Source organism: Microbulbifer yueqingensis (assembly GCF_900100355.1).
GTDB lineage: Bacteria > Pseudomonadota > Gammaproteobacteria > Pseudomonadales > Cellvibrionaceae > Microbulbifer > Microbulbifer yueqingensis.
On record NZ_FNFH01000004.1, the window covers coordinates 217,211 to 243,641 of the forward strand.

Sequence of the window (26,431 nt, forward strand, 5' to 3'; positions counted from 1 at the left end):
GCGGCCGCGCTACCAGTTCTCTAGTGGTGAACCTAAATTTGGGTTGTCCAAAAAGTCCCGGCAAAAGGGGAGTACCAGTATGAAAATGATCCACACGCTCGCGATCCTCGCTGCGCTGTCATTCTCTAATGGCGTGGCCTTTGCCACGGAGCCAGATGAACAGGCTAAGGAAGAGGCCAGGCAGCGCGCCATCGAAATTGCCGCTGACCATCTCAACGTGCGCGCCGACCGGCTGGCGGTGGTGGATCTGGAAGCCAAAACCTGGACCGATTCCAGTCTCGGATGCCCGAAGCCGGGACGGCGTTACCTGCCCGGTGTGGTTGAGGGCTATCTTGTTACCGTGGTGCACGGTGGGGAGAGGCTCCGGGTCCATCTGGGCGGCGGAAGAGGGTTGGTATGCCAGGGGGTATTACAGGACGAGGCCAGCTAACCAGGTTCTCTAGCGTGATCCCTCACTCCGTCCCATCTTCAAGAAGCCAGCGAAACCCAAATAAACTTCAAGGGGCAATCGGTTTCTCGCGCGCAGGAGCAGGGACATTCCCGAGACAGGGAAGCCAAGGTCATCGATTCAATTCAGGTGACAATGACTGCCAAGAAGCGCGTTAGATGATCCATGGCGCTTGAACGTTGCAACCAGCCTTGATGGCACTTCAGTCCCGTCCCGTACTGCGGGAATAAATTCCTGTCTAGTCAGGGATTTTGCCAAGCTTGCCTTGCAGGAGTCAGTTAACTCCGGAGACAGAATGTGGACATCACGAACATTTCCGGACTCGTCGATGGCTGCAGTTGCAACCATAGGCGTGCCGTAAGAACAGGTGTGGCACCTTGGCCTTTCGAATTTGGAAAACACCTTTTGGGCTCCCAGATAGATATCGCCGCCGCCTTCCTCGGGATCTCCATGATGCTGAAAAAGAGTGATCCTTCCTCGTCCCCCCGACTTCAGTAAACGGATGCTGTACTTCAGCAAGACCTTTACACTCTCCCCGTCAACTTTGGCGGGTGACACTAACAGCTCCTTTCCAAACCACTCATCAATCTGCAGGGATAGTTTTGTGAATTCGCGCGCTTCGGAAAAGCATACATGCTCGGAAAACCGGGTCTTGTTGGAACGTACATAGCCAGAGCAGCGAATCAGGATATCGAAATCTTCCTCTATCTCCGGGAACGGCACCTGAGCCAACAGCTCCAGGTCATTCTCTATAGTTGCAGGCTGATAGTCGGGCTTTCCCGAGGCCCAGCTCGCAAAGAAAACAAGTACCACTGTCGCAAACGCTCTAACCATCGGTACGCCCTGTAGTGGGGTTTCGCTAAAAGGGTAAAATCCTGTACGCGGATAAAAAATGATTCTCATAGGCTCGTCACCAGAATGGCACGTTAGCATCACTTGCTGAAAATACGTCTGGGTCTTCAATATGCGAAGGGCGGACTGTATTCAGGAATAGTTGGCTGTTTGCCTAGACTTCTCGAGCCTGAGGCGAAGTGAAGAGATACTGGTATTTCGCCATCATATGAAAATACAGCCTCCTCGGCCCCGAACCACTATATCAACCAGGGTCGAAGGGGTGGCCTCACCACCATCAATGGCGGGTATATGCCTGTAATTAATGAAGCTCTCAGCCAGGCTTGATCTACATACTTCACTGATTTCTTGCGACTCTATAGTGATATCCCTGACATGACCTTGTGCATCAACATGGGAGTAGACCGGGATTGGGACAGCATCTGGACACTTCCTGCACCTCAACCTCGATCTCGGATAAAGAATTTTCTGGGGGCTGAAATACCCCAGTGTTTTCATTGACGAGTTGAACCCGTGATTTGGAAGCAGGGATATCTCTCGCCTGGTGCCCTTCTTTTTAAAAATTACCATGTATTTCACCAGTACGGTCTGAGTCTTATTGTTAAGCCTCGCCGGTAAAACATGAAACGAACGAGCCCTCTCTTCAACGGACTCCGCGAGTCCCGGAAAATCCTGTTGGTCTACGTAGCACCGATTATTTAGAAACCCATATTCAGCAGCAAAGCTGGATAGACCTGCACTACAGCGAACATAAACTTCAAAGTCACCGTCACTGTTGGGAAAAGGAATACCCCTTAGCACTTCCACATCGTTTTCAATCAATGCCGCTATGAATATTTCCCCCGAATGACCGTGTTGGGAAAATAAACAGCAGGTTAGCAAGACAAGTGTGTGGCGCATGGTGAGTCCTCAAGTGCCGGCACAACGTAGAGAGTGTGGGTATAAGGTAGTAGCCGCCATCTGATGGCGCCAGGAATTACGAGAAGATAGTGAGCTGTGGCCAAGGTAGAAAGCGGTGTGGGTTCATTTCACGCCCTGGAGTAATACCAGGAAAGGCTGGTGACTGAGCTGGCAGGGTGCTGCAACAGTTTAAGGAAAGTGGAGGTGGCGCGGCAGGAAAGAGTCACGCTTGAAGTGAAGTGCGGGGAAACAACGACCTGGTCGGACAAGCCGCCAAAGCCAGCGCGCGGGAAACAGTTGTAAGCGAACTATCCGGGCCGGTCGTCTTCTACTGCAAGATAAACTTTGAGAATTGCCCCAGGTCGTCAAACACTGCGGTCTGTGACAGGCTCGCGTCCGGATTGCTGATCAGTTCCAGTACGGTCTCTTCACCACGGCCAGTACGCACCAGCACCGGCTTGCAGCCCTTGGCCACTGCCGCCTGCAGGTCCCGCAGCCGGTCGCCGACGAAATAACAGTCGTGCAGGCTGGTATCGAATTCCGCCTCGATCACGTCCAGTAACCCGGTGGCGGGCTTGCGGCAGCGGCAGTTGTCAACGGCATCGTGGGGGCAATAGAAAATGCCCGCCACTTCGCCACCGGCGTCCTCGACCAGCGCACGCATCTTCGCGTGCATGGCCTCCAGGTCATCCAGGTCGAACCACCCGCGTGCGAGTCCGGGCTGGTTGGTGGCGATGGCCAGCTGGTAGCCCGCCTGTGAGAGTTCGGCCATGGCCTCGATACTGCCGGGCAGGGGGGTCCAGTCGTCTGCGCTACGGCAGCCGCCTTCCACTTCCCGGTTAACAACCCCGTCCCGGTCGAGCACGATAATGGTCATGGCTTAAACCCGATTGGCTGGCAGCGGAAACCTGCGCGCAGGTCTCCGCCACGCCAGCTTGACGTTACTTGGCCGGCGCCAGCAGGGAAATATCGGCAACCTCCAGGAAAAGCGCGCGCAACTGGGCCAGCAGCGCCAGCCGGTTATTGCGCAGCTGCTCGTCTTCCGCCATCACCATGACGTTGTCGAAGAAGCTGTCGACGCTCTCCCGCAGGCCTGAAAGCCCGGCCAGGCCGTCGGTGAACATGGCCGCGGCGTAGAGCGGCTGCACCTGCTGCTGGGCATCTTTTACCGCTGCGTAAAGTGCCTGCTCCGCGTCCTCCTTGAGCAGGCTTTCGTCCACGGAGGAGGGCACCGGGCCGTCCAGCTTGGCGAGGATATTCGAGACCCGCTTGTTGGCTGCCGCCAGGGCCGCGGCCTCAGGCAGCTGGCTGAAGGCATGCACCGCGTGTACGCGGTTGTCGATATCCAGCGGGCGGGACAGGTTGCGCGCGGCCACCGCCATGAAAACCTCGGCGGGTACGCCCTGATCTTCATAGCGGGCGCGGAAGCGCTCGAGGATGTAGGCGAGGGCCTGCTCCACCACGCTGTTGTACTCACCCAGGGCGGTGCGCGGGTAGTTGTCGCGCGCCAGTTCCAGCAGCTTGCGCAGGTCCAGGTCCAGTTTCTTTTCCACCACCAGGCGAATCACGCCCAGGCTGGCGCGGCGCAGCGCGAAGGGATCGCGCGAACCGCTGGGCGGCTGGCCGATACCGAAGATTCCCACCAGCGTATCCAGCCGGTCGGCCAGCGCCAGCACGGTGCCGGTCTGGCTCTTGGGCAGCTCGTCGCCGGCGAACTTGGGCATGTACTGCTCGTACATGGCCTTGGCCACGTCGAGGGGTTCGCCATCATTCTCGGCGTAGTAGTAGCCGGCCACGCCCTGCAGGTCGGCGAACTCGAACACCATCTCGGTGACCAGGTCCGACTTGCACAGCTTGGCCGCGCGCTCTGCCTCGGTCTCGTCGGCGCCGATGGCGGCGGCGATCCTCGGCGCCAGCGCGGCCAGGCGCTCGGTCTTGTCGTAGATGGTGCCCAGCTTCTGCTGGAAGATCACCTGCTTGAGCTTTTCGCGCCTGGCCTCGAGGCTGGTTTTCTTGTCGGTCTCGAAGAAGAAGGCGGCATCGGACAGGCGCGGCCGGATGACCCGCTCATTGCCCTCGATCACCTGCCTGGGGTCCTGGCTGTCGATATTGGCCACGGTGATGAAGAAGGGCAGCAGCTGGCCGTCGCCGTCCACCACGTGGAAGTATTTCTGGTGCTCCTTCATGGAGGAGATCAGGGCCTCTGCCGGCACGTCGAGGAAGCGCTCCTCGAAGCGGCCGGTCAGCGCCACCGGCCACTCCACCAGCGCGGTGACCTCATCCAGCAGGTCGTCCTCGATAACGGCCTCGCCGTTGACGTTGTGGGCCTCGGCGGTGACCTGGTCGCGGATCATCTCACGGCGCTCGGCGAAGTCCACCACCACGTGGCCCGGGTCGCGCAGCTTCTGCACGTAGTCCTTGGGCGAATGAACTTCCAGCTCGCGATTGCAATGAAAGCGGTGTCCGCGGGTGGTATTGCCGGCCTGCAGCCCGAGCACCTCACCTTCTACCACCTCATTGCCGAACAGCATCAGCAGCCAGTGCACCGGGCGCACGAACTCCTCGCGGCGGGCGCCCCAGCGCATGCGCTTGGGGATCGGCAACTGGGCCAGGGATCTCTCCACGATGCCCGGCAGCAGCGACACGGTGTCCGCCCCTTTCTGCTCGCTGACAAACGCCAGGCGCTCACCCTTGTCGGTTTCCTTGCGCGATAGCTGGTCCACGGTGACGCCGTTACTGCGAGCGAAGCCCTCGGCCGCCTTGCTCGGCTTGCCGTCCTTATCGAAGGCCGCCTTCACCGCCGGCCCCAGCTTCTCGATCTGCTTGTCCTGCTGGCGGTCGGCCAGCCCGGAGACGGCTACCGCCAGCCGGCGGGGCGCGGCATAGGCCTTAACCTCACCGAACTCCAGCTCGGCGCCCTTCAGGCCCTGCTCGATACCCTCGGCGAAGGCCTCCATCAGGGTGTGCAGTGCGGTCGGCGGCAGCTCTTCGGTGCCCAGTTCAACCAGAAAATCCTGCGCCATTACTGCTTCTCCTCTTGTTCGGACTGCTGTTCCGGCTGCTCCGCCAGAATCTCTTTGCGAATGGCTTCCGCCGCCAGCGGGAAGCCGAGCGAGCGCCGCGCGTCGAAATAGGCCTGGGCCACGGCGCGCGCCAGGGTGCGCACCCGCAGGATGTAGCGCTGGCGCTCGGTCACCGAGATGGCGTGGCGCGCGTCCAGCAGGTTGAAGGCGTGGGAGGCTTTCATGACCTGTTCGTAGGCAGGCAGGGGCAGGCCCAGTTCGATCAGCCGCTGGCTCTCGCGCTCGCTGTGGTCGAAGGAGTTGAACAGGAACTCCACGTCGGCGTGCTCGAAGTTATAGTGGGACATCTCCACCTCATTCTGGTGGAACACGTCGCCATAGGTGACCGGGCTGCCGTCCGGGTTGCGGGTCCAGACCAGGTCGTAGATGGACTCGACGTTCTGCAGGTACATGGCGATCCGCTCGAGGCCGTAGGTGATCTCGCCGGTTACCGGGTAGCACTCGAGGCCACCCACCTGCTGGAAGTATGTGAACTGGGTGACCTCCATACCGTTCAGCCACACTTCCCAGCCGAGCCCCCAGGCGCCCAGGGTGGGGGATTCCCAGTTATCCTCAACGAAGCGGATGTCGTGGATGGCCGGATCTACGCCCATGGCCCGCAGGCTGTCCAGGTAGAGATCCTGGATGTTGTCCGGGGACGGCTTCATCACCACCTGGTACTGGTAGTAGTGCTGCAGGCGGTTGGGGTTATCGCCGTAGCGGCCATCGGTGGGGCGGCGGCAGGGCTGCACATAGGCCGCATTCCAGGTTTCCGGACCGATAGCGCGCAGGAAAGTGGCCGGGTGGAAGGTGCCGGCACCCACTTCCATATCCAGAGGCTGTAGAATGACGCACCCTTGGCGCGCCCAGTAATCCTGCAGGGCAAAGATCAGTCCCTGGAATGTGCTGAGGTCGTGTTGCTTGGACACCGCTATCTCCGGATATGTGTTGTCGGCGGCCCGCCCGGCCGGGGAACTTCCCTGGCGATGGCGGCGGGCAAAAGGGACGCAATTATAGCGGTAGCCGGGGATGCACTAAAGGCATGGGGACCCTGGAGCGGCTCCCGGCGCCGCATCAATCGCCATAATGGAGGGACAGGGGCGGGCGCCCGCGGTTCCGTATTTGTGTAGTTGGCAGAGGAAGTTGTTGTCTTGGATATCAAGAGCCGGTTGGCCCTGTTCACACTCAAACTGGTGGGACGCCTGCCCCTGCACTGGGCGCGGCGCCTGGGCCGGCTGGCCGGCCGGGTCGCCGTGCTGGCCCGCGGCGAGAGCCTGCGGTTGACCCGCATCAACCTCGCGCAATGCTACCCGGCCATGGACCCGCGGGAGCGCGAGCGACTGGCGCGCCGCAGCGTGGTCCACACCGCCATGACCGGGTTCGAGGTCGCCGCGGTGTGGCAGCAGCCCTGGAGCACGACCGAGGACCACATCGTGCGGGTGCGCAACCAGCAGCTGCTGACCGACGAGGTACATGAAAAGCGCGGCGTGCTGGTGCTGATGCCACATATCGGCAACTGGGAAATCTTCGGCATGTACCTCGCCACCCTGGGACCGTCGACAGCCCTCTACGCGCCGCCCAAGCTCGCCGCGCTGGACCCGGTGATCCGCAATGCGCGCCAGGCGACCGGTGCCAGCCTTATGCCGACCGACGTGCGCGGCGTGCGCGCGCTGCTCAAGGCGCTGAGGGCGGGCGAGATTGTGATGGTGCTCCCGGACCAGGAGCCCGACCTGGGCGGTGACTTCGCCCCCTTCTTCGGCCGGCCCGCGCTGACCATGACCCTGGCCCACAACCTGCTGCAACGCACCGGCTGCCGCTGCGTGTTCGGTTTCGGCAAACGCCTGGACGACGGCTATGAACTGGTGCTGTTACCGGCCGAGCAGGCCATCTACAGCGAGGAGCAGAAGGTCTCGCTGGCGGCCATGAACCGCGGCGTGGAGGCCTGTATCGCCGAGGCACCGGAGCAGTACCAGTGGGAATACAAGCGCTTCCGCCGGTCCCCCGAGGGCAAGAGCGGTATCTACCGCAAGGCCTGACGCCCGTTCGGACCCGGGAGCCTCAGCCCGGGTGCAGCAGCCCCACCACTGTGCCGGTCATGCAGGTGGCCAGCAGCCCGGCGAACAGGGCGCGGGTGGCCAGGTAGGCCACCTCGGCCGTGCGCCCGGGTACGATCGTCGAAATCGTGCCCACCACCAGGCCCAGGCTGGCGAAGTTGGCGAAGCCGCAGATGGCATAGACCAGCACCAGGTAGCTGTGGGGCGACAGTGCGTCCGGGCCCAGCTCGGCAATACGCTGGTAGGCGACGAACTCGTTGAAAATCAGCTTGATACTCATCAGCTCCGCCGCCTGGCCCAGGTCGGCGCTGTCCACTCCCATCAGCCACACGATGGGATGGAACAGGAACGAGGCCAGGTACTCGAGCGTGATCCCCTCGCCGAACAGGGCTCCCAGCAGGGCGTTGACCAGGTAGATCAGGGCGAACAGCACCATGATCATGCCGATGATGTTGAGCAGCAGCTTGACCCCGTCCTCGGTGCCGCGCACCAGTGCGTCCAGGGTGCTCTGCGCCTCGCTGTGCACCGGCGGTATGTGGTGCTGCCGGCGGTCGGCGGGGGGAACCCACAACTGTGCGAACAGCACTGCGGCCGGCATGCTGATCAGCGATGCCACCAGGATGTGCCCGGCGGGGTTGGCGATGATCCCCTCCAGCTGGCTGGCGTAGAGAACCATGACTGTGCCCGCGACGGTGGACATGGCGGCAGTGATCAGCAGGAACAGTGTGGAGCGCGACATGGACTCGAAATACGGCCGCACCAGCAGCGGCGCCTCCACGATCCCGAAGAAAACACTGGAGGCGACAGCAAAGGTCTGCAGTCCGTCCAGCCGCAGTACCTTCTGCAGCAGGAAACCGAGCCCGCCGATGACCCGCTGTAGAATGCCCCAGTAGAACAGGATTGCGGAGAGGGCGCTCATCACCAGTACGATGGGCAGCACCTGGAAGGCTATGATGAAGGGTGTGCCCGGTCCGTCCGCCTCGAACGGCAGTTCGGCCCCGCCGAGGTAACCGAACATGTAACTGCTGCCGGCCAGCGCCGCCTGCTCGAGCACCTTGACCGCACTGTTGAGCCCCAGCAGCAGGTCCTGCACCCAGGTGATGCGCAGCATCAGCCAGGCTATGGCGAACTGCAGTGCCAGGCAGGCGAGCACCAGTCGCGGCGAGATGGCGCGGCGGTTCTCGCTCAGGACGACGGGGATGGCGGTAAAGACCAGAATTCCCAGCAGGGCTTGCCACATAAACAGGAGATCCAATGCGCCCCGGGCGCTGTAATTATCGATAATGGAAAGCAGCCAACATTCCGTATTGCGCTACATACCCAACTGCCTGTCGATCCTGCGCATCCTGTTGATCCCGGTGATCATCTGGCTGGCGCAGGACAACTGGGCGGTACCCGCCCTGCTGGCATTCAGCCTCGGGGCCCTCACCGACCTGCTCGACGGCCAGCTCGCCAGGCGTTACCGCTGGCACTCGCAGATGGGTGCACTGCTGGACCCGGTGGCCGACAAGCTGTTCGTACTGTGCCTGCTTCCGCTGATGTGGAATTTCGGGCCGGTAGTGGCCGTTTTCGCGGTTCTGGTGATCATCCGCTACGGTATCCAGCTCACTGTGTTCCCGGTGCTGATGGGCTGGCTGCGGCGGCCCTTCAAGGTGGCCCCGCGCTTTTTACCCAAACTGGCCACCGCCGTGGCCTTCATCGTGCTCGGGCTCGGGTTCCTGCAGAATGTCCTGGTCGAGGTATCCGACGACTATTATTTTTCCGGCAGCCCGCTGCACACAACCATCGGCGCGATCAGCCTGCTCGGTTGCCTGCTGGAAATCTACGTCCTGCTCACCTTCCTGCCGCGCTACTGGCAGATTATCCGCGGCAAGCACGACACCTTCGAATAGGGTGGCCGCACCTGGCCGGCCGCACCTTGCCGGCCGCACCCTCAGTGACGCCAGAACGCCGGCGTCAGCAGCACCAACAGGGTAAATATTTCCAGGCGCCCCATCAGCATGGCCAGGATCAGGAACCACTTGGCCACCTCGTTGATCGAGCCATAGTTGGCCGCGGCGTCGCCGAGCGCTGGGCCGATATTACTCAGGCAGGAGGCCACGGTGGAAATGGAGGTGACGAAATCCTCGCCGGTCGCCATCACCACGATGGTGATGATGATAAACGACAGGAGATAGACCGCGAAAAAGCCCCACACCGCGTCGGTTACCCGCTCCGGGACAATCTTGCCGTTGACCTTGATGGGCACCACGGCGTTGGCGTGCACCAGCCGGTTCAGCTCCCGCATGCCCGATTTCATGATCAGCATGCCCCGCACCGCCTTGATGCCACCGCAGGTCGAGCCGGCGCAGGCGCCCAGGATCCCCAGCATCAGCAGCCCAAAAGGCAGGAATGCAGGCCAGGCCGAAAAGTTTTCCGAGGCGAAGCCGGCCGTGGTGCCGATAGACACCACCTGGAAAAAGCCGTGCAGGAAACTGCTGCCGGGAGAGAAGACACCCTCCAGCCAGAGATAGAGGCTTACCAGCACTGCCGAGCAGAGGGTCAGGCTCACCCAGAAACGGAATTCCGAGTCGCGCCAGTAGTGCCCGAGGGTGCGATTGCGGAAGGCAAAAAAGTGCAGGCCGAAATTGATCGCTGCAGTGAACATGAAGAAGATACAGATCGCCATGATGGCGCGGTTGTTGGCGTAGAAGCCCATGCTGGCATCGTGGGTAGAGAAACCGCCGTTGGCGACAGTGGAAAACGCGTGGCCCACCGCGTCGAATACCGTCATTCCTGCCCACCAGTAACCGAGTCCGCACAGTAGCGTGAGGATGATATAGATCACGAACAGCGCCCGCGCCGTCTCGGCGATGCGCGGGGTTAGTTTGGTGTCCTTCACCGGCCCGGGCGTTTCCGCCTTGTACAGCTGCATGCCACCGATACCCAGCATGGGAAGGATCGCGAGCGCGATCACGATTACCCCGATACCGCCGAACCACTGCAGCTGCTGCCGGTAGTAGAGGATGGCCGGCGGCAGGTCGTCGAGCCCCGTGATCACTGTGGCGCCGGTAGTGGTGAGCCCGGACAGGGACTCGAATATCGAGTCGGTAATGCCCAGGTCGGGCAGCGGGCTTATGATCAGCGGCAGTGCACCGAAACTGCCCAGTACCAGCCAGAAGAGCGAGGTAACCACGAAGCCGTCGCGGGTGCGCATCTCCTGGCGCAGGTCGTGCACCGGCAGCCACATGAACAGGCCGGTTATCAGGGTGATGGCGAAGGCGATGCTGAAGGCGGGGTGGGTGCCGTCATCGTACCAGAGGGACACGCCGATGGGCGGCAACAGCGTGAGGCTGAATACCGTCAGCAGGATCCCGAAAACTCGCGCTATTACTGCAATTCGCATCGGCGCCTATCAGCCCGTGGCCTGTCCGTGAATGTATTTTTTGTAGGAGCGGCCCATGGCCGCGAAAGAGGGCCCATCTCGGTAGTGCCGAAGCTGATCGCGGCCATGGGCCGCTCCTACGAATCTTTTCGCCAATAAATTATCTAGAAAAAACTGAACCCCACCTGGAACAGCTGCTCCACGTGGCGTGTGTGGCGCCGGTCCACCAGGAACACAATCACGTGGTCATCGGTCTGCACCACCACGTCGTCGTGGGCGATCAGCACCTCACTGCCGTGCTCTGTCTCGCGGACGATGGCACCGATGGCGGCGCCCTCCGGCAGGTCGATATCCTCGATCTTGCGCCCCACCACTTTCGAGGTGCGTCGGTCGCCGTGGGCGATAACCTCGATGGCCTCCGCGGCCCCGCGGCGCAGCGAGTGCACATTGACCATGTCACCGCGGCGCACATGGGTCAGCAGGCTGCCGATGGTGTTTTGCTGCGGGGAGATCGCGATATCGATTTCACCACCCTGCACGAGGTCCACGTAGGCACGGTTGTTGATCAGCGTCATCACCTTGCGAGCGCCGAGTCGCTTGGCCAGCAATGACGACATGATGTTGGCCTCGTCGTCGTTGGTAACCGCGAGGAACACATCGGTATCCTCGATGCTCTCCTCCAGCAGCAGGTCCTGGTCGGATGCACTGCCGTGCAGGATGATGGTGTTGGAAAGCTCTTCGGACAGGAATACACAGCGCTCGTGGCTCTGTTCGATGATCTTGACCGTGTAGCGGTTTTCCAGTTTCAGTGCCAGCCGCAGGCCGATATTGCCGCCGCCGGCGATGGTCACCCGCTTGTAGCCCTGCTCGAGCCGCCGCAACTCGCTCATGACTGCGCGGATATCCGCGCGCGCCGCGAGGAAGAACACCTCGTCACCGGCCTCGATCACGGTATCGCCCTGGGGAATAATGGGGCTGTTGCGGCGGTAGATGGCCGCCACCCGCGTGTCCACCTTGGGCATGTGCTGGCGCAGGTAGCGCAGCTGGTGTCCCACCAGCGGCCCGCCCTGGATGGCGCGTACCGCCACCAGCTGTACGCGGCCGTCGGCAAAGTCCAGCACCTGCAGGGCACCGGGGTAGGCCATCAGGCGGGCGATATATTCGGACACCAGCTGCTCGGGGCTGATCAGTACGTCGATGGGAATGGACTGGGGATCGAAAAGCTGCGGGTACTGCAGGTAGGCCGCGGCGCGCACCCGGGCGATCTTGGTGGGTACGCGGAACAGCGAGTGGGCAATCTGGCACGCGGCCATATTGGTCTCGTCGTTGTTGGTGACCGCCACCAGGATGTCGGCATCCTCGATACCGGCTTCCTGCAGGATGTCCGGGTGGGAGGCGTGGCCGGCGACGATGCCGATATCGATGCGGTCGCGCAGCTCGCGCAGGGTTTTCTCGTCGCTGTCCACCAGCACAATATCGTTGCGTTCAGAGGCGAGGCTTTCCGCCAGAGAGCCTCCCACCTGCCCGGCGCCGAGAATAACAATTTTCATATTGCGATTGGCTCGCGGCCGCAGCCGCCCTAGCTGTTATTGTCCGGCACAGCGCCGGCTGTCCGCTGCCCGTTACGGCGTTGCCTTGCCGAGCAGCGCATAGTAAAAGCCGTCGCCGCCGCCGGTGGCGGGGAAGAGCTGCATTCCCGCTGCCTGCGGCTCGCCCCACGGCTGCCCTTCGAGCATTTGCGGGGTATTGTCGCTCGCATCCCCGGTCTCCGCAATGAAGCGGGCGACCACGTCACTGTTTTCCGCCGGCAGGATGGAGCAGGTGGCGTATAGCAGGGTCCCGCCGGGACGCAACAGCTGCCACTGCACCCGCAGTATCCGCGCCTGCAGCTCCGCCAGCGCGGTTATGTCCCCGGCGCGGCGCAGCAGCTTGATATCCGGGTTGCGCCGGATCACGCCGGTGGCGGAGCAGGGCGCATCCAGGAGGATGCGGTCGTAGGGCTCACCGTCCCACCAGTTGCGGGTATCCGCGGCGTCGGCGCACAAAAGTTCGGCGCTGGCACCGATCCGCGCGAGGCTCTCCGCCACCCGGTCGAGGCGTTCCTCGTCGATATCCAGGGCGGCCAGGTGGATATCCGGCTGCTGTTCCAGCAGGTGGCAGCTCTTGCCCCCGGGTGCCGCGCAGGCGTCCAGTACCCGCTCACCGGCTCCCGGCTGCAGCAGTAGTGCCGCCAGCTGGGCGGACTCGTCCTGCACGCTCACATCGCCCTCGGCGAAACCGGGCAGCTCGGTTACCGCCCGCGGCTCCTCCAGGGTGACCCCCACCGGTGACAGCGCGCAGGGAACCGCCGCGATGCCCGCTTCCTGCAGGCGTGCGAGGTATTCGTCGCGGGTGCCGCGCGCGGTGTTCACGCGCAGGGTCATCGGCGGCGCGGTGTTGTTGGCGCGGAAAATGTCTGCGGCGCGGTCGCGCCAGGCAGCCTTGATGCGTTGCTGCAGCCAGGCCGGGTGCATGGAACTGAACTGCGGATTGCCGGACAGCTTGCGCTGCAGCTCCTCGCGCCGGCGCTGCGCATTGCGTAGGACGCCGTTGATCAGTCCGGTGGCCCGCTCCAGCTTCAGGCGTCGCGCCGCATCCACCGTGGCGGATATGGCGGCGTGGTCGGGAATGCGGGTGTATTCAAGCTGGTACAGGCCCAGCAGTAACAGCGCCTGCACCAGGCTGTCGGACGGGGGCCGGCGCACCAGCCGGGCGGCCACCAGCTGCAGCCGAGGGGCGGTGCGGGCGCAGCCGTAGCAGAGTTCGCGCAATAGGGGCCGGTCGCGCTCGGCTACCCTCTGCTCCAGGCGGGGCAGCAGCCGCGCCAGCGATCCCTGGCCAGCCAGTATGGGGCCCATCACCTGTGCGGCTGCGGCCCTGACATCGGTGTTGTCTGTGCTCATATGGTAGCGCTACCCCCGAGTTGATGGCCGGGGCCAAACAGGTCCCGATAGCCCTTCAGGATCTCTTCCGCCGGCAGCGCCTTCTTGCCCGGCAGCTGCAGCTGCTGGAGGCGGAGCGCCTCGCGTCCGCAGGCTACCAGTATGCCCTCGGCGTCGGCCGCGAGAATGGTGCCGGGAGCATCGCTGTGACAGCCGCGCTCCAGCTGGGCGCCGTACACCCGCAGGCGCTGCTCGCCGCGCTGGTCCGTATAGGTGGTCCAGCAGACGGGGAAGGGGTTGAAGGCGCGGATCTGGCGCTCCAGCTCCGTGGCAGGGCGATGCCAGTCGAGCCGTGCTTCTTCCTTGCTGATCTTGGCGGCATAGGTGGCGCGGCTGTCGTCCTGGGCCTGCGGTTCGGCGGACCCGTCCGCCAGCCGGGTCAGCGCCTCCAGCAGCGCCGGGCCGCCCAGCCGGGCCAGTTTGTCGTGCAGGCTGCCGCCGGTGTCGCGCGGGGAAATGGGGCAGCGGCTCTCCACCAGTACCGGCCCGGTGTCGAGGCCGGCCTCCATCTGCATGATGGCCACCCCGCTCTCGGGATCGCCGGCCTCGATGGCCCGCTGGATCGGGGCGGCCCCGCGCCAGCGCGGCAGGAGGGAGGCGTGCACGTTCACGCATCCCAGTCGCGGCGTGTCCAGCACCGCCTGGGGCAGGATCAGGCCGTAGGCCACCACCACCATCACGTCGGCGTCGAGGGAGGCCAGCTCCGCCTGGGCTGCCTCGTCCCGCAGGCTGGGCGGCTGGTAGACGGGGATGTCGTGCTGCAGTGCCAGCTGCTTGACCGGGCTGGCGAGCAGTTTCTTGCCGCGCCCGGCGGGGCGGTCAGGCTGGGTGTAGACAGCGATCACGGAGTGCTCGCTGTCGAGCAGTCCCTGTAGGTGCACGGCGGCAAAGTCCGGCGTGCCGGCGAAAATCACTTTCAATGGCTGGGTCATAGTTCGGTTGTTTGCTTGCCGCCGGCGAGCCGGCGGCGGGGAATTCGCGGTTGCGCCCGGCGGCCTGGCGCCGGGATCAGGCGCGCTTGCGCTGGGCTTTTTCCAGCTTGGAGCGGATGCGATTGCGCTTGAGGGGCGAGATATAGTCCACGAACAGCTTGCCATTCAGGTGATCCAGCTCGTGCTGGATACACACCGCCAGCAGGCCCTCGGCCTCCATGGCGAAGGCCTCGCCCTCGCGGTCCAGCGCCTTCACCCGCACGCGGCGGGGGCGCTCTACCGTCTCATAGAAGCCGGGCACGGACAGGCAGCCCTCGTCGTACTGGTGGATCTCCTCGTCCAGCACCTCAACCTCGGGGTTGATGAAAACCAGCGGCTCGCTCTGGTCTTCGGAGACATCGATCACCACTATGCGCTGGTGCACATTGACCTGGGTGGCCGCCAGGCCGACGCCCGGAGCCTCATACATGGTCTCGAACATGTCGTCGATGAGGCTGCGCAGCTCGTCGTTGACGGATTCGACGGGCTGGGCCTCCTGACGCAGGCGGGGATCGGGGAATTCTAGGATCTCGAGCTTGGCCATAGCACCTGTGACAAACTTCTAGTAAACATGGAACTTGCGCTGATAACATAATGATCGCGCTCGATATTTGCCGCAAGGAGCCTTTGCAGGCTGCGCCTGCCATATGCTGTGCACAAGGCTCCCGCCACTCGGCTGTGGCCCGGCGCTGAGAATTATAGCGATAAAGAGCATAGGAATGCTTCCATGAAAAAAATTATTCTGGCCGCCGGCGTACTGCTGGCAGCCGCGTTCGGCCTCCAGGCGGCCGAAGTGCGCCTCAACCCGGACCACCCGGACGAGTATGTGGTCCAGCGGGGCGACACCCTCTGGGACATCTCCGGCACCTTCCTCGCGCAGCCCTGGTACTGGCCGGAAATCTGGCAGGTCAATCCGCAGATCGAGAATCCCCACCTGATCTACCCCGGTGACCGTTTGCGCCTGGTGTACGTCGAGGGTCAGCCGCGCCTGCAGCTGGAGCGCGGCCCGCGCCCCTACCGCCTGTCCCCGGGCGCCGACCGCCTGCAGCCGCAGGTGCGCCGTGAAGCGGTCAGTGAGGCCATCCCGGCCATTCCGCTGGACGCGATCAACGCCTTCCTGTCCCGCACCCGAATCGTCGAGCCCAATGCCTTTGAGGGCACGCCCTATGTGATCTCCGGGCAGGACCAGCGCATCCTGATGGGAGCGGGCGAGCGCATCTACGCCCGCGGCGACTTCCGTGCGCCGCTGGCATCCTACGGCATCTATCGTCCCGGCGAGGTCTACGCCGATCCCTACACCGGCGAGATCCTCGGCTTGCAGGCGCTGGACGTGGGCGACGTCGACCTCTACCAGCTGGACCCGGACCAGCGCCAGGACTTTGCCGTGGCCACCATGGAAGTCACCCGTACCTCCCGTGAAATTCGCCTCGAGGACCGCCTGCTGCCGGTCGAGCAGCGCTCCATTGCCGCGCTGTTCCAGCCGGGTGCCCCCGCCACGCCGGTGGAGGGAGTAATCCTCGGCGTCGAGGAGGGCGTTACCCAGATCGGCAAATACGACGTGGTCGCCATTAACCAGGGTGAGCGCGAGGGCCTGCAGCCGGGTCACGTGCTGGCGATCTACAAGCGTGGCGCCGTGGTGCGGGACCGCATCGAGAATGAGAACGTGAAACTGCCGGATGAGCGCGCCGGCCTGCTGATGGTGTTCCGCACCTTCGAGAAGATGAGCCTGGGCCTGGTGCTCGAGTCCGACCGCGCACTGGAGATAATGGACCTGGTCCGCAACCCCTGAACGCGGGGGTGACCGCACCGCTCCCAGTGGGCGGGAAAACGATCACTCACTGACAACCATCCCCGGGAAGACGCATGGACGCGCTTACCGCCACCCTGGCCCTGTTGCGCCTCGAAGCACTGGGCCCCGCCCGCTACTGGCAGCTGCTCGAGCAGTACCACTGCCCGGTCAGTGCCCTGCATTCACTTCCCGCCGCGGTTCGCTCCAGGCTTCCCGCCCGTGCGCAGCGCCAGTGGGCCGACTTCCGCGAGCGCGAGGCGGACAGTGAACTGTTGCGATGGGTGGGTGACGAAATTGACCGCTGTGCCCACGCTGGCGCCCGCCTGATCCACCACGCTGACGACGATTACCCCGGCCTGCTGCGCGAGATCCAGCGCCCGCCACCGGTCCTTTACCTGCGCGGCGACCCCGCCGTCCTGCACCTGCCCCAGATCGCGGTGGTGGGTGCGCGGCGTGCCACGCGCGCGGGCCTGGACAACGCCCGCGCATTCAGCCGGGAGCTAGCCGCCGGTGGCTTTGCCATCACCTCGGGGCTCGCCCTGGGGGTGGACGCCGCCGCCCACCGCGGCGCGCTCGACGGCGGCGGTGTCACCCTGGCGGTGCTGGGTAGCGGCGTGGACCGGCTCTATCCGCGCGGCAACGGCGCGCTGGCGGAGGAGATCATTGCGGGCGGTGGTGCGGTGCTCAGCGAACTGCCCATGCACAGCGCGCCCGAGGCGGGCAACTTCCCCCGGCGCAATCGCATCATCAGTGGTCTTAGCCGGGGGGTGCTGCTGGTGGAGGCCGCACTTCGTTCCGGTTCCCTGATTACCGCGCGGCTGGCACTGGAACAGAATCGCGAGGTCTTCGCCATTCCCGGCTCCATCCACAACCCGATGGCCCGCGGTTGCCACGACCTCATCAAGCAGGGCGCCGCACTGGTGGAGACCAGTGCAGACATCGTCGCCCAGATGGGCGGCGTCTATATTCCGGCAACGACGACTGCGCCCCCGGGCCCGCCCCTCACTGCGGAGGAGGAAGCGATAGTGACCGCGCTGGGGGGCGATCCCCGCAGCCTGGAACAGCTGGCGGCTGATACCACTGCGGAAACGGGGACGCTGATGGCGACGCTGCTGCAGATGGAGCTGGCCGGGCTGGTGGAGCAGGTCGCCAGTGGCTACCAGCTGACCGCTCGCGGTGCCGCCCACCTGGAAGCGGCTGGCTGAGCGCCCGCTTCTGGTGCCGCCGGGCGCCAATCCTGACCCGGCGGGGATTAATCTGCGCTTTAGTAATGTAAGCACCCGTCGCCCCGCCCGGCTGGCGGGCAGCGCGGAACTTGTACTGCGTCGGGCAATCCGCTAGATTGCCGCGTCTTTACCGCATCGACCGTGTTAGAGAGAGCTGAAATGAGCAAGCCTTTTGTCGCCATCCTGATGGGTTCTGATTCCGACCTGCCGGTTATGGAAGCCGCCTTCGGCGTGCTGGAGAAGTTCGACATTCCCTTCGAAGTGAAGGTCACTTCTGCACACCGCACCCCGGAAAACACCCACAATTACGTGACTGACGCCGACAAGCGCGGTTGTGCTGCGTTCATCTGTGCCGCCGGCATGGCTGCGCACCTGGCCGGCGCCGTTTCCGCCACCACCCTGAAGCCGGTCATCGGCGTGCCGATCAACGCCTCCCTGGACGGACTGGACGCACTGCTGTCCACCGTACAGATGCCGGGTGGTATCCCGGTGGCGACCGTGGCCATCGGCAAGGCCGGCGCCAAGAACGCCGCCTACCTGGCCGCACAGATCATCGGTTCCTCCGACAAGGAGATGCACCAGAAGCTGGTGGACGAGCGGCGCGCCAATGCCGAGGCGATCATCGCCAAGGACGAGCAGCTGCAGAAAGACCTCGAGCAGCGCAAGTCCAAGTAAGCTGACGGAGGCCCGGCGGTGTCGTTACTCGATGTCCGCTTCGCCGCCCGCGCCCTCGCCGCGGGCGGCGTCATCGCCCATCCCACCGAATCTGTGTGGGGGCTCGCCTGCGACCCATATAACCGGGATGCGGTCGAGCGCCTGCTGCGACTGAAGGACCGCCCGGTGTCCAAGGGGCTGATCCTGGTATCCGGTGACGAGGCCGATTTCTCCCCCCTGCTGGATAACCTCACGGCGTCCCAGCTGCAGCAACTCCACCGCACCTGGCCCGGTCCCGTGACCTGGCTGGTACCGCATTTCGGCCGCGTGCCCCCCTGGATCAGCGGCGATCACCACTCCGTGGCCCTGCGCTGCACCAACCACCCCTTCACCGCGGCGTTATGTCGCGAGTTCGGCGGCGCTATCGTATCCACATCCGCCAACCCGGCGGGTGCCCAGCCGGCCCGGCACAGGTACCAGGTACTGCGCTATTTTGGCGGCGCGCTGGACTTCGTTGGCGGCGGCGCCACCGGCGGCCGTGCCAGCCCCAGCGAGATCCGCGACCTGATCAGCGGTGATGTCCTGCGGCCGGGCAGTTGAAACAATCCCCAGACAGGGAAATCCCGAACATGAGCGAAACAACCTCTACCGCGCCCGACACAGCGGCGGTCAAAAATTACCTGCTCGACCTGCAGGACCGCATCTGTAACGGACTGGCAGCCGAGGATGGCAGCGACTTCCGCGAGGACCGCTGGGAACGACCCGGCGGGGGCGGGGGCCGCACCCGCGTGCTCGAGGAGGGCGCGCTGATCGAGAAGGGCGGGGTCAACTTCTCCCATGTTTACGGCGAGGGCCTGCCGCCCTCGGCCACGGCCAACCGGCCGGAGCTCGCCGGGCGCTCCTTCGAGGCCATGGGCGTCTCGCTGGTGATCCACCCGCGCAATCCGCACGTGCCCACCAGCCATGCCAACGTGCGCCTGTTCGTCGCTGAGAAGCCCGGCGCCGAGCCGGTATGGTGGTTCGGCGGTGGCTATGACCTGACGCCCTATTACGGGGTTGAGGAAGATGTGCTGCACTGGCATAAAACTGCAAAGGAAGCCTGTCATCCTTTCGGAGAGGATATCTACCCGCGTTTCAAGAAGTGGTGCGACGACTACTTCTACCTGAAACACCGGGAGGAGGCGCGCGGTGTCGGCGGGTTGTTTTTCGATGATTTCAACGCGGGCGGCTTCGACAACGCTTTTGCCCTGATGCGTGCAGTGGGCGACAGCTACCTGGATGCCTACCTGCCCATCGTGCAACGGCGCAAGGACACCCCCTACGGCGAGCGCGAGCGCAATTTCCAGCTCTACCGGCGCGGCCGCTACGTGGAGTTCAACCTCGTCTTCGATCGCGGCACCCTGTTCGGCCTGCAGAGCGGCGGGCGCACCGAGTCGATCCTCATGTCATTGCCGCCACTGGTGCGCTGGCAGTACGACTGGCATCCCGAGCCCGGCACCCCGGAGGCCCGGCTCTACACCGACTTCCTCCCCGCGCGGGACTGGGTGTAACCGGCGAACCGATTAGCAGTAAGCAGCAGTAACGGGAGTAACACGCATTGGATAAATCGCGCGCGCAGGACATCAACCAGCTGTTCCTGGAATACCGGCGCACCTTCGAAAGTGGGGATGCCGAGCAGGTCGCGGATTTCTACCGGTTTCCGCTGCACTATTATGGCGAGACCGGCGCCAAGGCCGCCGTGGAGCGCCCCGAGTTCGAAGACCTGGTTCGGCGCCTGCTGGCTTTCTACCGCCGCCTCGGTGTGGCGCAGATTGTCGGTGCCGTTACCGACACCGTCGAGCTGAACGAGCGCAGCGCGCAGGTCACCCTCAACTGGATCCTGCTCCGCGACGGCGATGGCGGGCGCGAGGAAGTTTACAGCGCTACCACCCGTTACCTGGTGAGTGAGTTCGAGGATGCGTTGAAGATCGACGGCCTGATCGCAGTAGACGAGAGCCGTAGGATCCGCGACGCCCTGCGCCGCCGCTGAACCGGCCGCCCACCCATTCAGCCCGCCGTTTAAACCCGCGGCGGCGCCCGGATAATAATGGATGCAACCGTGACAGACAGCTACGCCGTGGTCGGCAACCCCATCGAGCATTCCCGCTCACCGGAGATCCACACTGCCTTTGCCGCGCAGACCGGGCAGGACATCTGTTACCGCAAGCACCTGGTCGAACCCGGCGGTTTCGTCGCTTTTGCGCGCGATTTCTTCGCCCGCGGCGGTTGCGGGCTCAACGTTACCGTTCCGTTCAAGCTCGATGCCTGTGCCTTCGCCGACGAGCTGACCCCGCGCGCCCGGGCCGCCGGCGCCGTCAACACCCTGATGCGACGTGCTGATGGCACTGTCCTCGGTGACAATACCGATGGCGCCGGGCTGGTGGCGGACCTCCACCGGCTGGGCTGGCCCCTGAGGGGTCGCCGCCTGTTGCTGCTGGGTGCCGGCGGCGCCGTCCGGGGCGGCCTGCTGCCGCTGCTCGAGGAACGCCCGGCCCTGGTGCATATCGCCAACCGCACCGCGTCGAAGGCCGAGCGGCTGGCGGAAGAGTTTGCCGGCAGCGGAAACCTGAGTGCCGGTGGACTGGATGACGTCCCCCCCGGTTTTGACCTGATCATCAATGCCAGCGCCGCGAGCCTGGCCGACGAGGTGCCACCCCTGCCGGCGAGCGCCGTCGGCAACCATTGCGGGGCCTACGACATGGTTTACGGTCCGCGACCGACAGCGTTTATGCGCTGGGCTGCCGCCGCCGGTGCGGAGACCGCCGACGGGCTGGGGATGCTGGTGGGGCAGGCGGCGGAATCCTTTTATCTGTGGCGCGGGGTGCGCCCGGATGTGGCGCCGGTGCTGGAGCAGCTGCGCCGGGAGATGCAGCTGTCCGCCTGAGGACGGCTTGCCGGAAAACAATAAACAGCATGAATAGAGGTAGAACGTGCGCGAATTCCTGCGAAACCTGTCCTTTTGCTTTGCCGCCGGCGCCTTCGGTGGCCTCTGTTACGCCATCGGCCTGTGGGCCATGGGTTACCACGGCTTTACCCGCTGGGTGGGGGTGGATATCGCGCCCTACCTGTCCAATGCCTACCTGTACCAGCGGGTGGTGTGGGGCGGCATCTGCGGGCTGATTTTCCTGCTGCCCTGGCGCCGTTCCTGGCTGACGCGCGGCTTCTTCCTGTCGCTGGTGCCCGCCGGCGTCATGCTGTTCCTGCTGCTGCCGATGCGCGGCTACGGGTTTGGCGCCCTGGCGCTGGGCGCCCTCACGCCGCTGGTAATCGTGCTCGCCTGCGCGGCGGGCGGCATCGCCGCCTCGGGCCTGCTGAGCGCCCAGGGCAAATAGGCGGCCCTATTCAAAACTGCTCGTGATCGTCAGAACTGCTCGTGCTCGGTCAGGTACTGGTTCTTGAGCTTGACGTAATTTGCGGCGGAATAACGGAAAAACTCGCGCTCCTTTTCCGTCAGTGGCCGTGCCTGTTTGCACGGCGCCCCCACATACAGGAAGCCGCTTTCCAGTCTTTTCCCGGGCGGTACCAGGGCGCCGGCCGCCAGCACCACCTCGTCCTCGATCACCGCGCCGTCAAGCACGATGGCGCCGATGCCGACCAGCACCCGGCTGCCGACGGTACAGCCATGCAGGCACGCCTTGTGGCCGATGGTAACGTCGTCTCCGATTTCCAGTGGCCACCCGGACTCATTGAAAGGCCCGGCGTGGGTGATGTGCAACACCGCACCGTCCTGCACACTGGTCCGCGCACCGATGCGGATGCGGTGCATGTCGCCGCGGACCACTGCCATCGGCCACACCGAACTGTCATCGCCCAGGGTCACGTCGCCGATGACTGCGGCCTGCGCATCGACATAGACCGCGTTGCCGAGCTTGGGCGTCTTTTCCGCTTCGCCGTTACCATGGTTGCGCAATGGGGACATGCCTCTCCTCCTGTACAATGGGTCCGCTATCATAGCAGGCTGGAGCAGCGGGCTTATGCCGGCACCGCGCCGGCGGAACCTGCTGCCGAGTCAATTGTTGCACCAATGCCAGAACACAGGGGCGCCCATGTCCAATCCGCTGTCAGAAATCTCACTGCTGCCGCCGTTCGACCGCATGCAGCCCGACCATGTGGAGCCGGCGATCGCCGAGTTGATCGGGAATTGCCGTGACGTACTGCGTGAGGGACTGGAACAGCCCGGCTGGGACACCACCCTGGCGCCCCTCGAAGAGGCGGAAGACCGCCTGACGCGGGCCTTCTCCCCGGTGAGTCATCTCAACAGCGTGCTGAGCGGCGACTGGCGTGCCCCCTATGAGGCGGCGCTCGCCGAGGTCACCGCTTACTGGACTGAGCAGGGCCAGAATCCGGAGCTGTACGAAGTCTACCGTCGCTTGTCCGAAACCGGGGGTTTCGAAAACTGGCCACAGGCCCGCAAGCAGATGATCCGCCTGGGCATGCGCGATTTCCGCCTCGGCGGCGTCGCCCTGGAAGGTGAAGAGCGGGAACGTTTCGCCGCCAACAGCCGCCGCCTGGCGGAGCTGTCGAGCCGCTTTGCCAACAACGTGCTCGACGCCACCAATGCCTGGACCTACCACACCTCGGATGTCGAAGAGCTGGCGGGCCTGCCGGTCACCGCGATCGCGGCGGCCGAGGAGGCGGCACGCAGCCGCGGGAATGAGGGCTGGACCATCACCCTCGACGGTCCCAGTTACCTCGCGGTAATGACCCACGCCGACAACCGCGAGCTGCGCGAGCGGGTCTACCGGGCTTTCGTCAGCCGCGCCTCCGATGTGGGGCCGCAGGCGGGAAAATTCGACAATTCCGCGGTGATGGAGGAAATCCTGGCGCTGCGGGCCGAGCAGGCCCGGTTGCTGGGCTTTGGCAGTTACGCCGAGCTCTCGGTCGCCAGCAAGATGGCCCCGGACGCCGGGGAAGTGACCCGCTTCCTCGAAGACCTGGCGGCGCGCGCGCGTCCGGCTGCCGAGCGCGAATATGCCGACCTGCGACTGTTCGCGCGCGAGTCACTGTCACTCGAACACCTGCATCCCTGGGACATTCCCTGGGCGGCGGAGAGGCTCAAGCAGAGCCGCTATGCCATCAGCCAGGAAGAGCTGCGCCCCTATTTCCCCTACCCGCAGGTGCTGGCGGGGCTGTTCTCGGTGGTGGAAAAGCTTTTCGGCGTGACCGTCGAGGAAGATGCCTCGGTACCGGTCTGGCACCGCGACGTCCAGTTCTTCTGGCTGGCTCGTGAGGGTGAGCGTATCGCCGGCTTTTACCTGGACCCCTTTGCCCGGGAGAAAAAACGTGGGGGGGCATGGATGGCGAGCGTGGCGACGCGCCGCCAGGCGAAGGCGGGCATGCAGCTTCCGATCGCCTACCTGGTATGCAATTTCAGCGCCGCAACCGGCGATACCCCCTCGCTGTTGACCCACAATGAGGTCACCACGCTCTTTCACGAATTCGGCCACGGCCTGCACCATATGCTCACCCGGGTGGATGTGGCTGCAGTGTCCGGCATCAACGGCGTGGCCTGGGACGCAGTGGAGCTGCCGAGCCAGTTCCTGGAGAATTGGTGCTGGCAGCCGGAAGCGATTGCCATGATTTCCGGCCACTACCGTACCGGCGAGCCACTGCCCCGGGCGCTGCTGGACAAGATGCTGGCCGCGAAAAATTTCCAGTCTGCCATGTTCACGGTCCGCCAGCTGGAGTTTGCCCTGTTCGACTTCCTGCTGCACAGCCGCCCGGCGGGAGCGTCGGTGCGGGAGATCCAGCAGCTGCTCGACGAGGTGCGCGCCCGGGTGGCGGTGGTGCCGGTGATAGCCGACAACCGCTTCCAGCACAGTTTCAGCCATATATTTGCCGGTGGTTACGCCGCCGGGTACTACAGCTACAAGTGGGCGGAAGTGCTCTCCGCCGATGCTTTTTCCATGTTCGAGGAACGCGGAATTTTCGACGCGGATACCGGCCTGCGTTTTCTCGGTAGTATCCTTGAGCAGGGTGGCAGTCGCGATGCCCTGGAACTGTTTACCGAATTCCGCGGGCGAGAGCCAAGCATAGAGGCGCTCTTGCGTCATTCCGGTATCGATGCCGTGACGACACCGGATGTGCAGTAGCCACCCGCAGCTTGAGTCAAGAGATTTCAAAGTTTTTGCCACAGCGAGGTATCAGGTAAAAAATGACCAGTGAATCGGGTGAAGGCAAGCCCGCGAAAAAACGCTTTATTGCCGGCGCTGTCTGCCCCCGCTGCAGTGCGATGGACCGGATCGTCAACTACCGTGAAGGGGAAAAGAATTTCCGTGAATGCGTTGCCTGTGGCTTCAAGGATGAGATCCGCCTGCAGTCGGCACCGCGCGAGCTGGGCACGCGAGTTGCCCCGGAGCGGGACAGCGAGCGCGAGGCACCGGTAAAGATCCTGGATCCTGGCAAGAAAAAAAAATAACGATCTAAAAATGAAGAAAATATCCATCGCCACACTGTTGCTGCTCGGTGTGTTCACCGCCCTGTTTTTTTACGAGCGCTACAGTGAGCAGAACGAGCAGCGCCGGCAGCAGACGGCAACGCTCTTGTCGCGCTGCGTGAATGAGAGTCTGCTGTCCCTGTTCCGGTTGCAGGCAAATGATTGGCGGCGCCAGTCAGGCTTCTATCCCGTGGAGGCACAAAGGCTCAGTGAGAACGCCGCCGCACTGCCCGGGCGGCTGCTCGAAGGCGAGAGCTTTCCGGAGTGGCAGGTGGCGGTGGATATCTGTGAGGAATTTACTGATCACAGTAACGCCCAGCACCGGATAATTTTTAACACCCTGGGAAAATTCGCCGCGCTCCCGGTTGGGGATAACCGCCTCCTCGACGATGGTCGTGCACGGCGGCAGCTACGCCGCCGGGCGGGTTCACTCGAGGTCGGGGCCAGGGCGGCCGATCGTTACCTCGCCGATCTCAAGCGCGATTTTGCCCAGCTGGTTTCCTCTTCCGGGCTCTCGGCAGCAACGAAGCTGCAGGTCGAGCACGAAGTTAACGCTGAAGTACTGGACCACTATCGCAAGGGGCATTACTCCCTGTCCGGCGTCTTGGCGCATCTGGAACGGGTAAAGGCGTACTACAGCCTGCTGGTGGACAACCCCCGTGGCTGGACACTGCGCACAGGGAGCCTCTACTTCCACGACCGTGCGTTGCGCCGGGAAGTGGAGCAACTCAACAGTGCTGTGCTGCAGGGTGAAGGGGAGTTTTTTGCCAACTGGGCCCAGGTGATGGAAAGCCAGTAAGCGCAAGGTGACGGTGTGATGGAAAAACGGTGAGCAGGCGCTGGTGTTGTTTTTCTGCCTGCTCGAGGCATCCATCCTGAGTGAGTTATTCCTGTAATGGGTTCGCCAATGCCTTTCCGGCGCTCAGTGCACGGAATCACTGCTGAGTGAAAAATCCGGGGTCAGCAGCCTGAACTGCAACCCCTCAGCGAGATCGGGCCAGTCGCCCGGCGACTCGTTAAATTTTTGCTGGCACAGAAACAGTGCCACCACCCTGTCACTGCTGAATTCCAGGTCGGCGAACACCCGGCCGAGATGCCAACAGTGGTTGTCTGTCTCCTCACAACGCTGCTCGTCGAGCAGCTCGCGCATGATCAGGTTGGAGAGCAGCGGGTCCATGGGCAGGAGGGGTGAGCCGCACAGGGGGTGCAGCCGGTCATTGACCTCTTCCATTGCCCGGTGGGAAAAGTAGGCTTCCTGCGCCAGCGCACCCAGATCCGGCCTCGTGCCGGCGGCACCCGACATGGCTGCCAGGCCCTTGTCTATCATCTCCTGTAGCGGCTGGAAATCAATTCCGGCCGCCTCGAGCAGTTGCTGCAACTGGTGCAGCCAGCGCGGCACAACGCGCACGTATCTGATGGCAAAGCAGGTGAGGTGCAGCGCGCTGTCACCCTCTGGAAGTTGGATGCTGCGGTGGAGGCCGGTAAGCCGGCCGAGGACAGCCTGCCGAAAGTCTCCCTGCTCCCGCTCCCGCATCACGGCGAGATCGATATTCCGCTGCATCTGGCGATATTGGTTGTACATCGGCACCCGCTTGACAGTGTCGTCTAATGTTTTTCATTTTGCCTGTTATATAGCAACGGACCGTGACTGGTGC

The 26,431-nt window shown here is 63.7% G+C and carries 27 protein-coding genes; 14 read left to right on the forward strand and 13 right to left on the reverse strand.

Features of this window, described 5'->3' with window-relative positions:
- Positions 1–79 precede the first annotated feature (79 nt).
- Positions 80–430 (forward strand): hypothetical protein, encoded by a 351-nt coding sequence (locus BLT26_RS11555; RefSeq protein ID WP_091514060.1) that lies wholly within the window; start codon positions 80–82, stop codon positions 428–430.
- Between the two features lie 138 nt (positions 431–568).
- Here the strand turns inward: BLT26_RS11555 and BLT26_RS11560 are convergent, their stop codons facing one another.
- The 5 genes from BLT26_RS11560 to glyQ all read right to left on the reverse strand — a co-directional run bounded on the left by BLT26_RS11560 (position 569) and on the right by glyQ (position 6,191).
- Positions 569–1,351: a hypothetical protein gene (locus tag BLT26_RS11560; protein ID WP_139169518.1), complete on the reverse strand. Its 783-nt coding sequence runs from the start codon at positions 1,349–1,351 to the stop codon at positions 569–571.
- A gap of 153 nt (positions 1,352–1,504) precedes the next feature.
- Complete coding sequence (locus tag BLT26_RS16325) at positions 1,505–2,200, reverse strand: hypothetical protein (protein WP_139169520.1); 696 nt, start codon at positions 2,198–2,200, stop codon at positions 1,505–1,507.
- Between the two features lie 328 nt (positions 2,201–2,528).
- Complete coding sequence (gene gmhB / locus BLT26_RS11565) at positions 2,529–3,077, reverse strand: D-glycero-beta-D-manno-heptose 1,7-bisphosphate 7-phosphatase (RefSeq protein ID WP_091514067.1); 549 nt, start codon at positions 3,075–3,077, stop codon at positions 2,529–2,531.
- Between the two features lie 64 nt (positions 3,078–3,141).
- The gene (gene glyS / locus BLT26_RS11570) at positions 3,142–5,223 is read right to left on the reverse strand and encodes a glycine--tRNA ligase subunit beta (RefSeq protein ID WP_091514069.1); all 2,082 of its coding nucleotides are present in this window, start codon (positions 5,221–5,223) and stop codon (positions 3,142–3,144) included.
- Positions 5,223–6,191 carry a glycine--tRNA ligase subunit alpha gene (gene glyQ, locus BLT26_RS11575; protein WP_091514073.1) on the reverse strand — a complete coding sequence of 323 codons (969 nt, stop codon included), beginning with the start codon at positions 6,189–6,191 and terminating at the stop codon, positions 5,223–5,225. Before glyQ ends, glyS begins: the two co-directional genes overlap by 1 nt.
- Before the next feature lie 222 nt (positions 6,192–6,413).
- Here glyQ and BLT26_RS11580 point away from each other — a divergent pair, with 222 nt between their 5' ends.
- Positions 6,414–7,298 carry a lysophospholipid acyltransferase family protein gene (locus BLT26_RS11580; RefSeq protein ID WP_091514077.1) on the forward strand — a complete coding sequence of 295 codons (885 nt, stop codon included), beginning with the start codon at positions 6,414–6,416 and terminating at the stop codon, positions 7,296–7,298.
- 22 nt (positions 7,299–7,320) lie between these two features.
- On the opposite strand, the gene BLT26_RS11585 is transcribed toward BLT26_RS11580, so the two are convergent.
- Positions 7,321–8,556: a NupC/NupG family nucleoside CNT transporter gene (locus BLT26_RS11585; protein ID WP_091514081.1), complete on the reverse strand. Its 1,236-nt coding sequence runs from the start codon at positions 8,554–8,556 to the stop codon at positions 7,321–7,323.
- A 43-nt stretch (positions 8,557–8,599) separates the two neighbouring features.
- Here BLT26_RS11585 and BLT26_RS11590 point away from each other — a divergent pair, with 43 nt between their 5' ends.
- Positions 8,600–9,208 carry a CDP-alcohol phosphatidyltransferase family protein gene (locus BLT26_RS11590; RefSeq protein WP_091514085.1) on the forward strand — a complete coding sequence of 203 codons (609 nt, stop codon included), beginning with the start codon at positions 8,600–8,602 and terminating at the stop codon, positions 9,206–9,208.
- Between the two features lie 41 nt (positions 9,209–9,249).
- Here BLT26_RS11590 and BLT26_RS11595 read toward each other — a convergent pair whose 3' ends face one another.
- From BLT26_RS11595 to def, 5 genes are all read right to left on the reverse strand, one after another.
- Entirely contained in the window at positions 9,250–10,701 is a 1,452-nt protein-coding gene (locus tag BLT26_RS11595; RefSeq protein ID WP_091514089.1) for a TrkH family potassium uptake protein, read from the reverse strand.
- A gap of 143 nt (positions 10,702–10,844) precedes the next feature.
- Positions 10,845–12,230 (reverse strand): Trk system potassium transporter TrkA, encoded by a 1,386-nt coding sequence (gene trkA / locus BLT26_RS11600; RefSeq protein ID WP_091514093.1) that lies wholly within the window; start codon positions 12,228–12,230, stop codon positions 10,845–10,847.
- A 72-nt stretch (positions 12,231–12,302) separates the two neighbouring features.
- Positions 12,303–13,622 carry a 16S rRNA (cytosine(967)-C(5))-methyltransferase RsmB gene (gene rsmB, locus BLT26_RS11605; protein WP_091514095.1) on the reverse strand — a complete coding sequence of 440 codons (1,320 nt, stop codon included), beginning with the start codon at positions 13,620–13,622 and terminating at the stop codon, positions 12,303–12,305.
- Complete coding sequence (gene fmt, locus BLT26_RS11610; protein ID WP_091514099.1) at positions 13,619–14,593, reverse strand: methionyl-tRNA formyltransferase; 975 nt, start codon at positions 14,591–14,593, stop codon at positions 13,619–13,621. The genes rsmB and fmt overlap by 4 nt, the downstream gene beginning before the upstream one ends.
- A 76-nt stretch (positions 14,594–14,669) precedes the next feature.
- Positions 14,670–15,176 carry a peptide deformylase gene (gene def, locus BLT26_RS11615; RefSeq protein WP_091514102.1) on the reverse strand — a complete coding sequence of 169 codons (507 nt, stop codon included), beginning with the start codon at positions 15,174–15,176 and terminating at the stop codon, positions 14,670–14,672.
- 183 nt (positions 15,177–15,359) lie between these two features.
- On the opposite strand from def, the gene BLT26_RS11620 reads away from it, so the two are divergent.
- From BLT26_RS11620 to BLT26_RS11655, 8 genes are all read left to right on the forward strand, one after another.
- Positions 15,360–16,421 (forward strand): LysM peptidoglycan-binding domain-containing protein, encoded by a 1,062-nt coding sequence (locus tag BLT26_RS11620; RefSeq protein WP_091514104.1) that lies wholly within the window; start codon positions 15,360–15,362, stop codon positions 16,419–16,421.
- A 74-nt stretch (positions 16,422–16,495) separates the two neighbouring features.
- Positions 16,496–17,626 carry a DNA-processing protein DprA gene (dprA, locus tag BLT26_RS11625; protein WP_091514107.1) on the forward strand — a complete coding sequence of 377 codons (1,131 nt, stop codon included), beginning with the start codon at positions 16,496–16,498 and terminating at the stop codon, positions 17,624–17,626.
- Between the two features lie 180 nt (positions 17,627–17,806).
- The gene (gene purE, locus BLT26_RS11630) at positions 17,807–18,322 is read left to right on the forward strand and encodes a 5-(carboxyamino)imidazole ribonucleotide mutase (protein ID WP_091514109.1); all 516 of its coding nucleotides are present in this window, start codon (positions 17,807–17,809) and stop codon (positions 18,320–18,322) included.
- An 18-nt stretch (positions 18,323–18,340) separates the two neighbouring features.
- On the forward strand, positions 18,341–18,901 hold the full coding sequence (tsaC, locus tag BLT26_RS11635; RefSeq protein ID WP_091514111.1) for an L-threonylcarbamoyladenylate synthase type 1 TsaC: 561 nt from the start codon (positions 18,341–18,343) through the stop codon (positions 18,899–18,901).
- A gap of 29 nt (positions 18,902–18,930) precedes the next feature.
- Positions 18,931–19,851: an oxygen-dependent coproporphyrinogen oxidase gene (gene hemF, locus BLT26_RS11640; RefSeq protein WP_091514114.1), complete on the forward strand. Its 921-nt coding sequence runs from the start codon at positions 18,931–18,933 to the stop codon at positions 19,849–19,851.
- 47 nt (positions 19,852–19,898) lie between these two features.
- Complete coding sequence (locus tag BLT26_RS11645) at positions 19,899–20,330, forward strand: hypothetical protein (protein ID WP_091514117.1); 432 nt, start codon at positions 19,899–19,901, stop codon at positions 20,328–20,330.
- Between the two features lie 69 nt (positions 20,331–20,399).
- A complete protein-coding gene (gene aroE, locus BLT26_RS11650) occupies positions 20,400–21,224 on the forward strand; it encodes a shikimate dehydrogenase (protein WP_245720689.1) in 825 nt (274 codons plus the stop codon).
- A 46-nt stretch (positions 21,225–21,270) separates the two neighbouring features.
- Positions 21,271–21,672, forward strand: coding sequence for a hypothetical protein (locus tag BLT26_RS11655; protein WP_091514121.1), 402 nt, complete (start codon positions 21,271–21,273; stop codon positions 21,670–21,672).
- Positions 21,673–21,701: 29 nt separating this feature from the next.
- Here BLT26_RS11655 and BLT26_RS11660 read toward each other — a convergent pair whose 3' ends face one another.
- The gene (locus BLT26_RS11660) at positions 21,702–22,259 is read right to left on the reverse strand and encodes a gamma carbonic anhydrase family protein (protein WP_091514123.1); all 558 of its coding nucleotides are present in this window, start codon (positions 22,257–22,259) and stop codon (positions 21,702–21,704) included.
- A gap of 127 nt (positions 22,260–22,386) precedes the next feature.
- Here BLT26_RS11660 and BLT26_RS11665 point away from each other — a divergent pair, with 127 nt between their 5' ends.
- The 3 genes from BLT26_RS11665 to BLT26_RS11675 all read left to right on the forward strand — a co-directional run bounded on the left by BLT26_RS11665 (position 22,387) and on the right by BLT26_RS11675 (position 25,575).
- Complete coding sequence (locus BLT26_RS11665) at positions 22,387–24,432, forward strand: M3 family metallopeptidase (RefSeq protein ID WP_091514126.1); 2,046 nt, start codon at positions 22,387–22,389, stop codon at positions 24,430–24,432.
- A gap of 62 nt (positions 24,433–24,494) precedes the next feature.
- Complete coding sequence (locus BLT26_RS11670; RefSeq protein WP_091514129.1) at positions 24,495–24,758, forward strand: YheV family putative zinc ribbon protein; 264 nt, start codon at positions 24,495–24,497, stop codon at positions 24,756–24,758.
- A 10-nt stretch (positions 24,759–24,768) separates the two neighbouring features.
- Complete coding sequence (locus BLT26_RS11675; RefSeq protein WP_091514131.1) at positions 24,769–25,575, forward strand: hypothetical protein; 807 nt, start codon at positions 24,769–24,771, stop codon at positions 25,573–25,575.
- A gap of 123 nt (positions 25,576–25,698) precedes the next feature.
- Here BLT26_RS11675 and BLT26_RS11680 read toward each other — a convergent pair whose 3' ends face one another.
- On the reverse strand, positions 25,699–26,358 hold the full coding sequence (locus BLT26_RS11680; protein WP_091514134.1) for a hypothetical protein: 660 nt from the start codon (positions 26,356–26,358) through the stop codon (positions 25,699–25,701).
- Between the last annotated feature and the right edge of the window lie 73 nt (positions 26,359–26,431).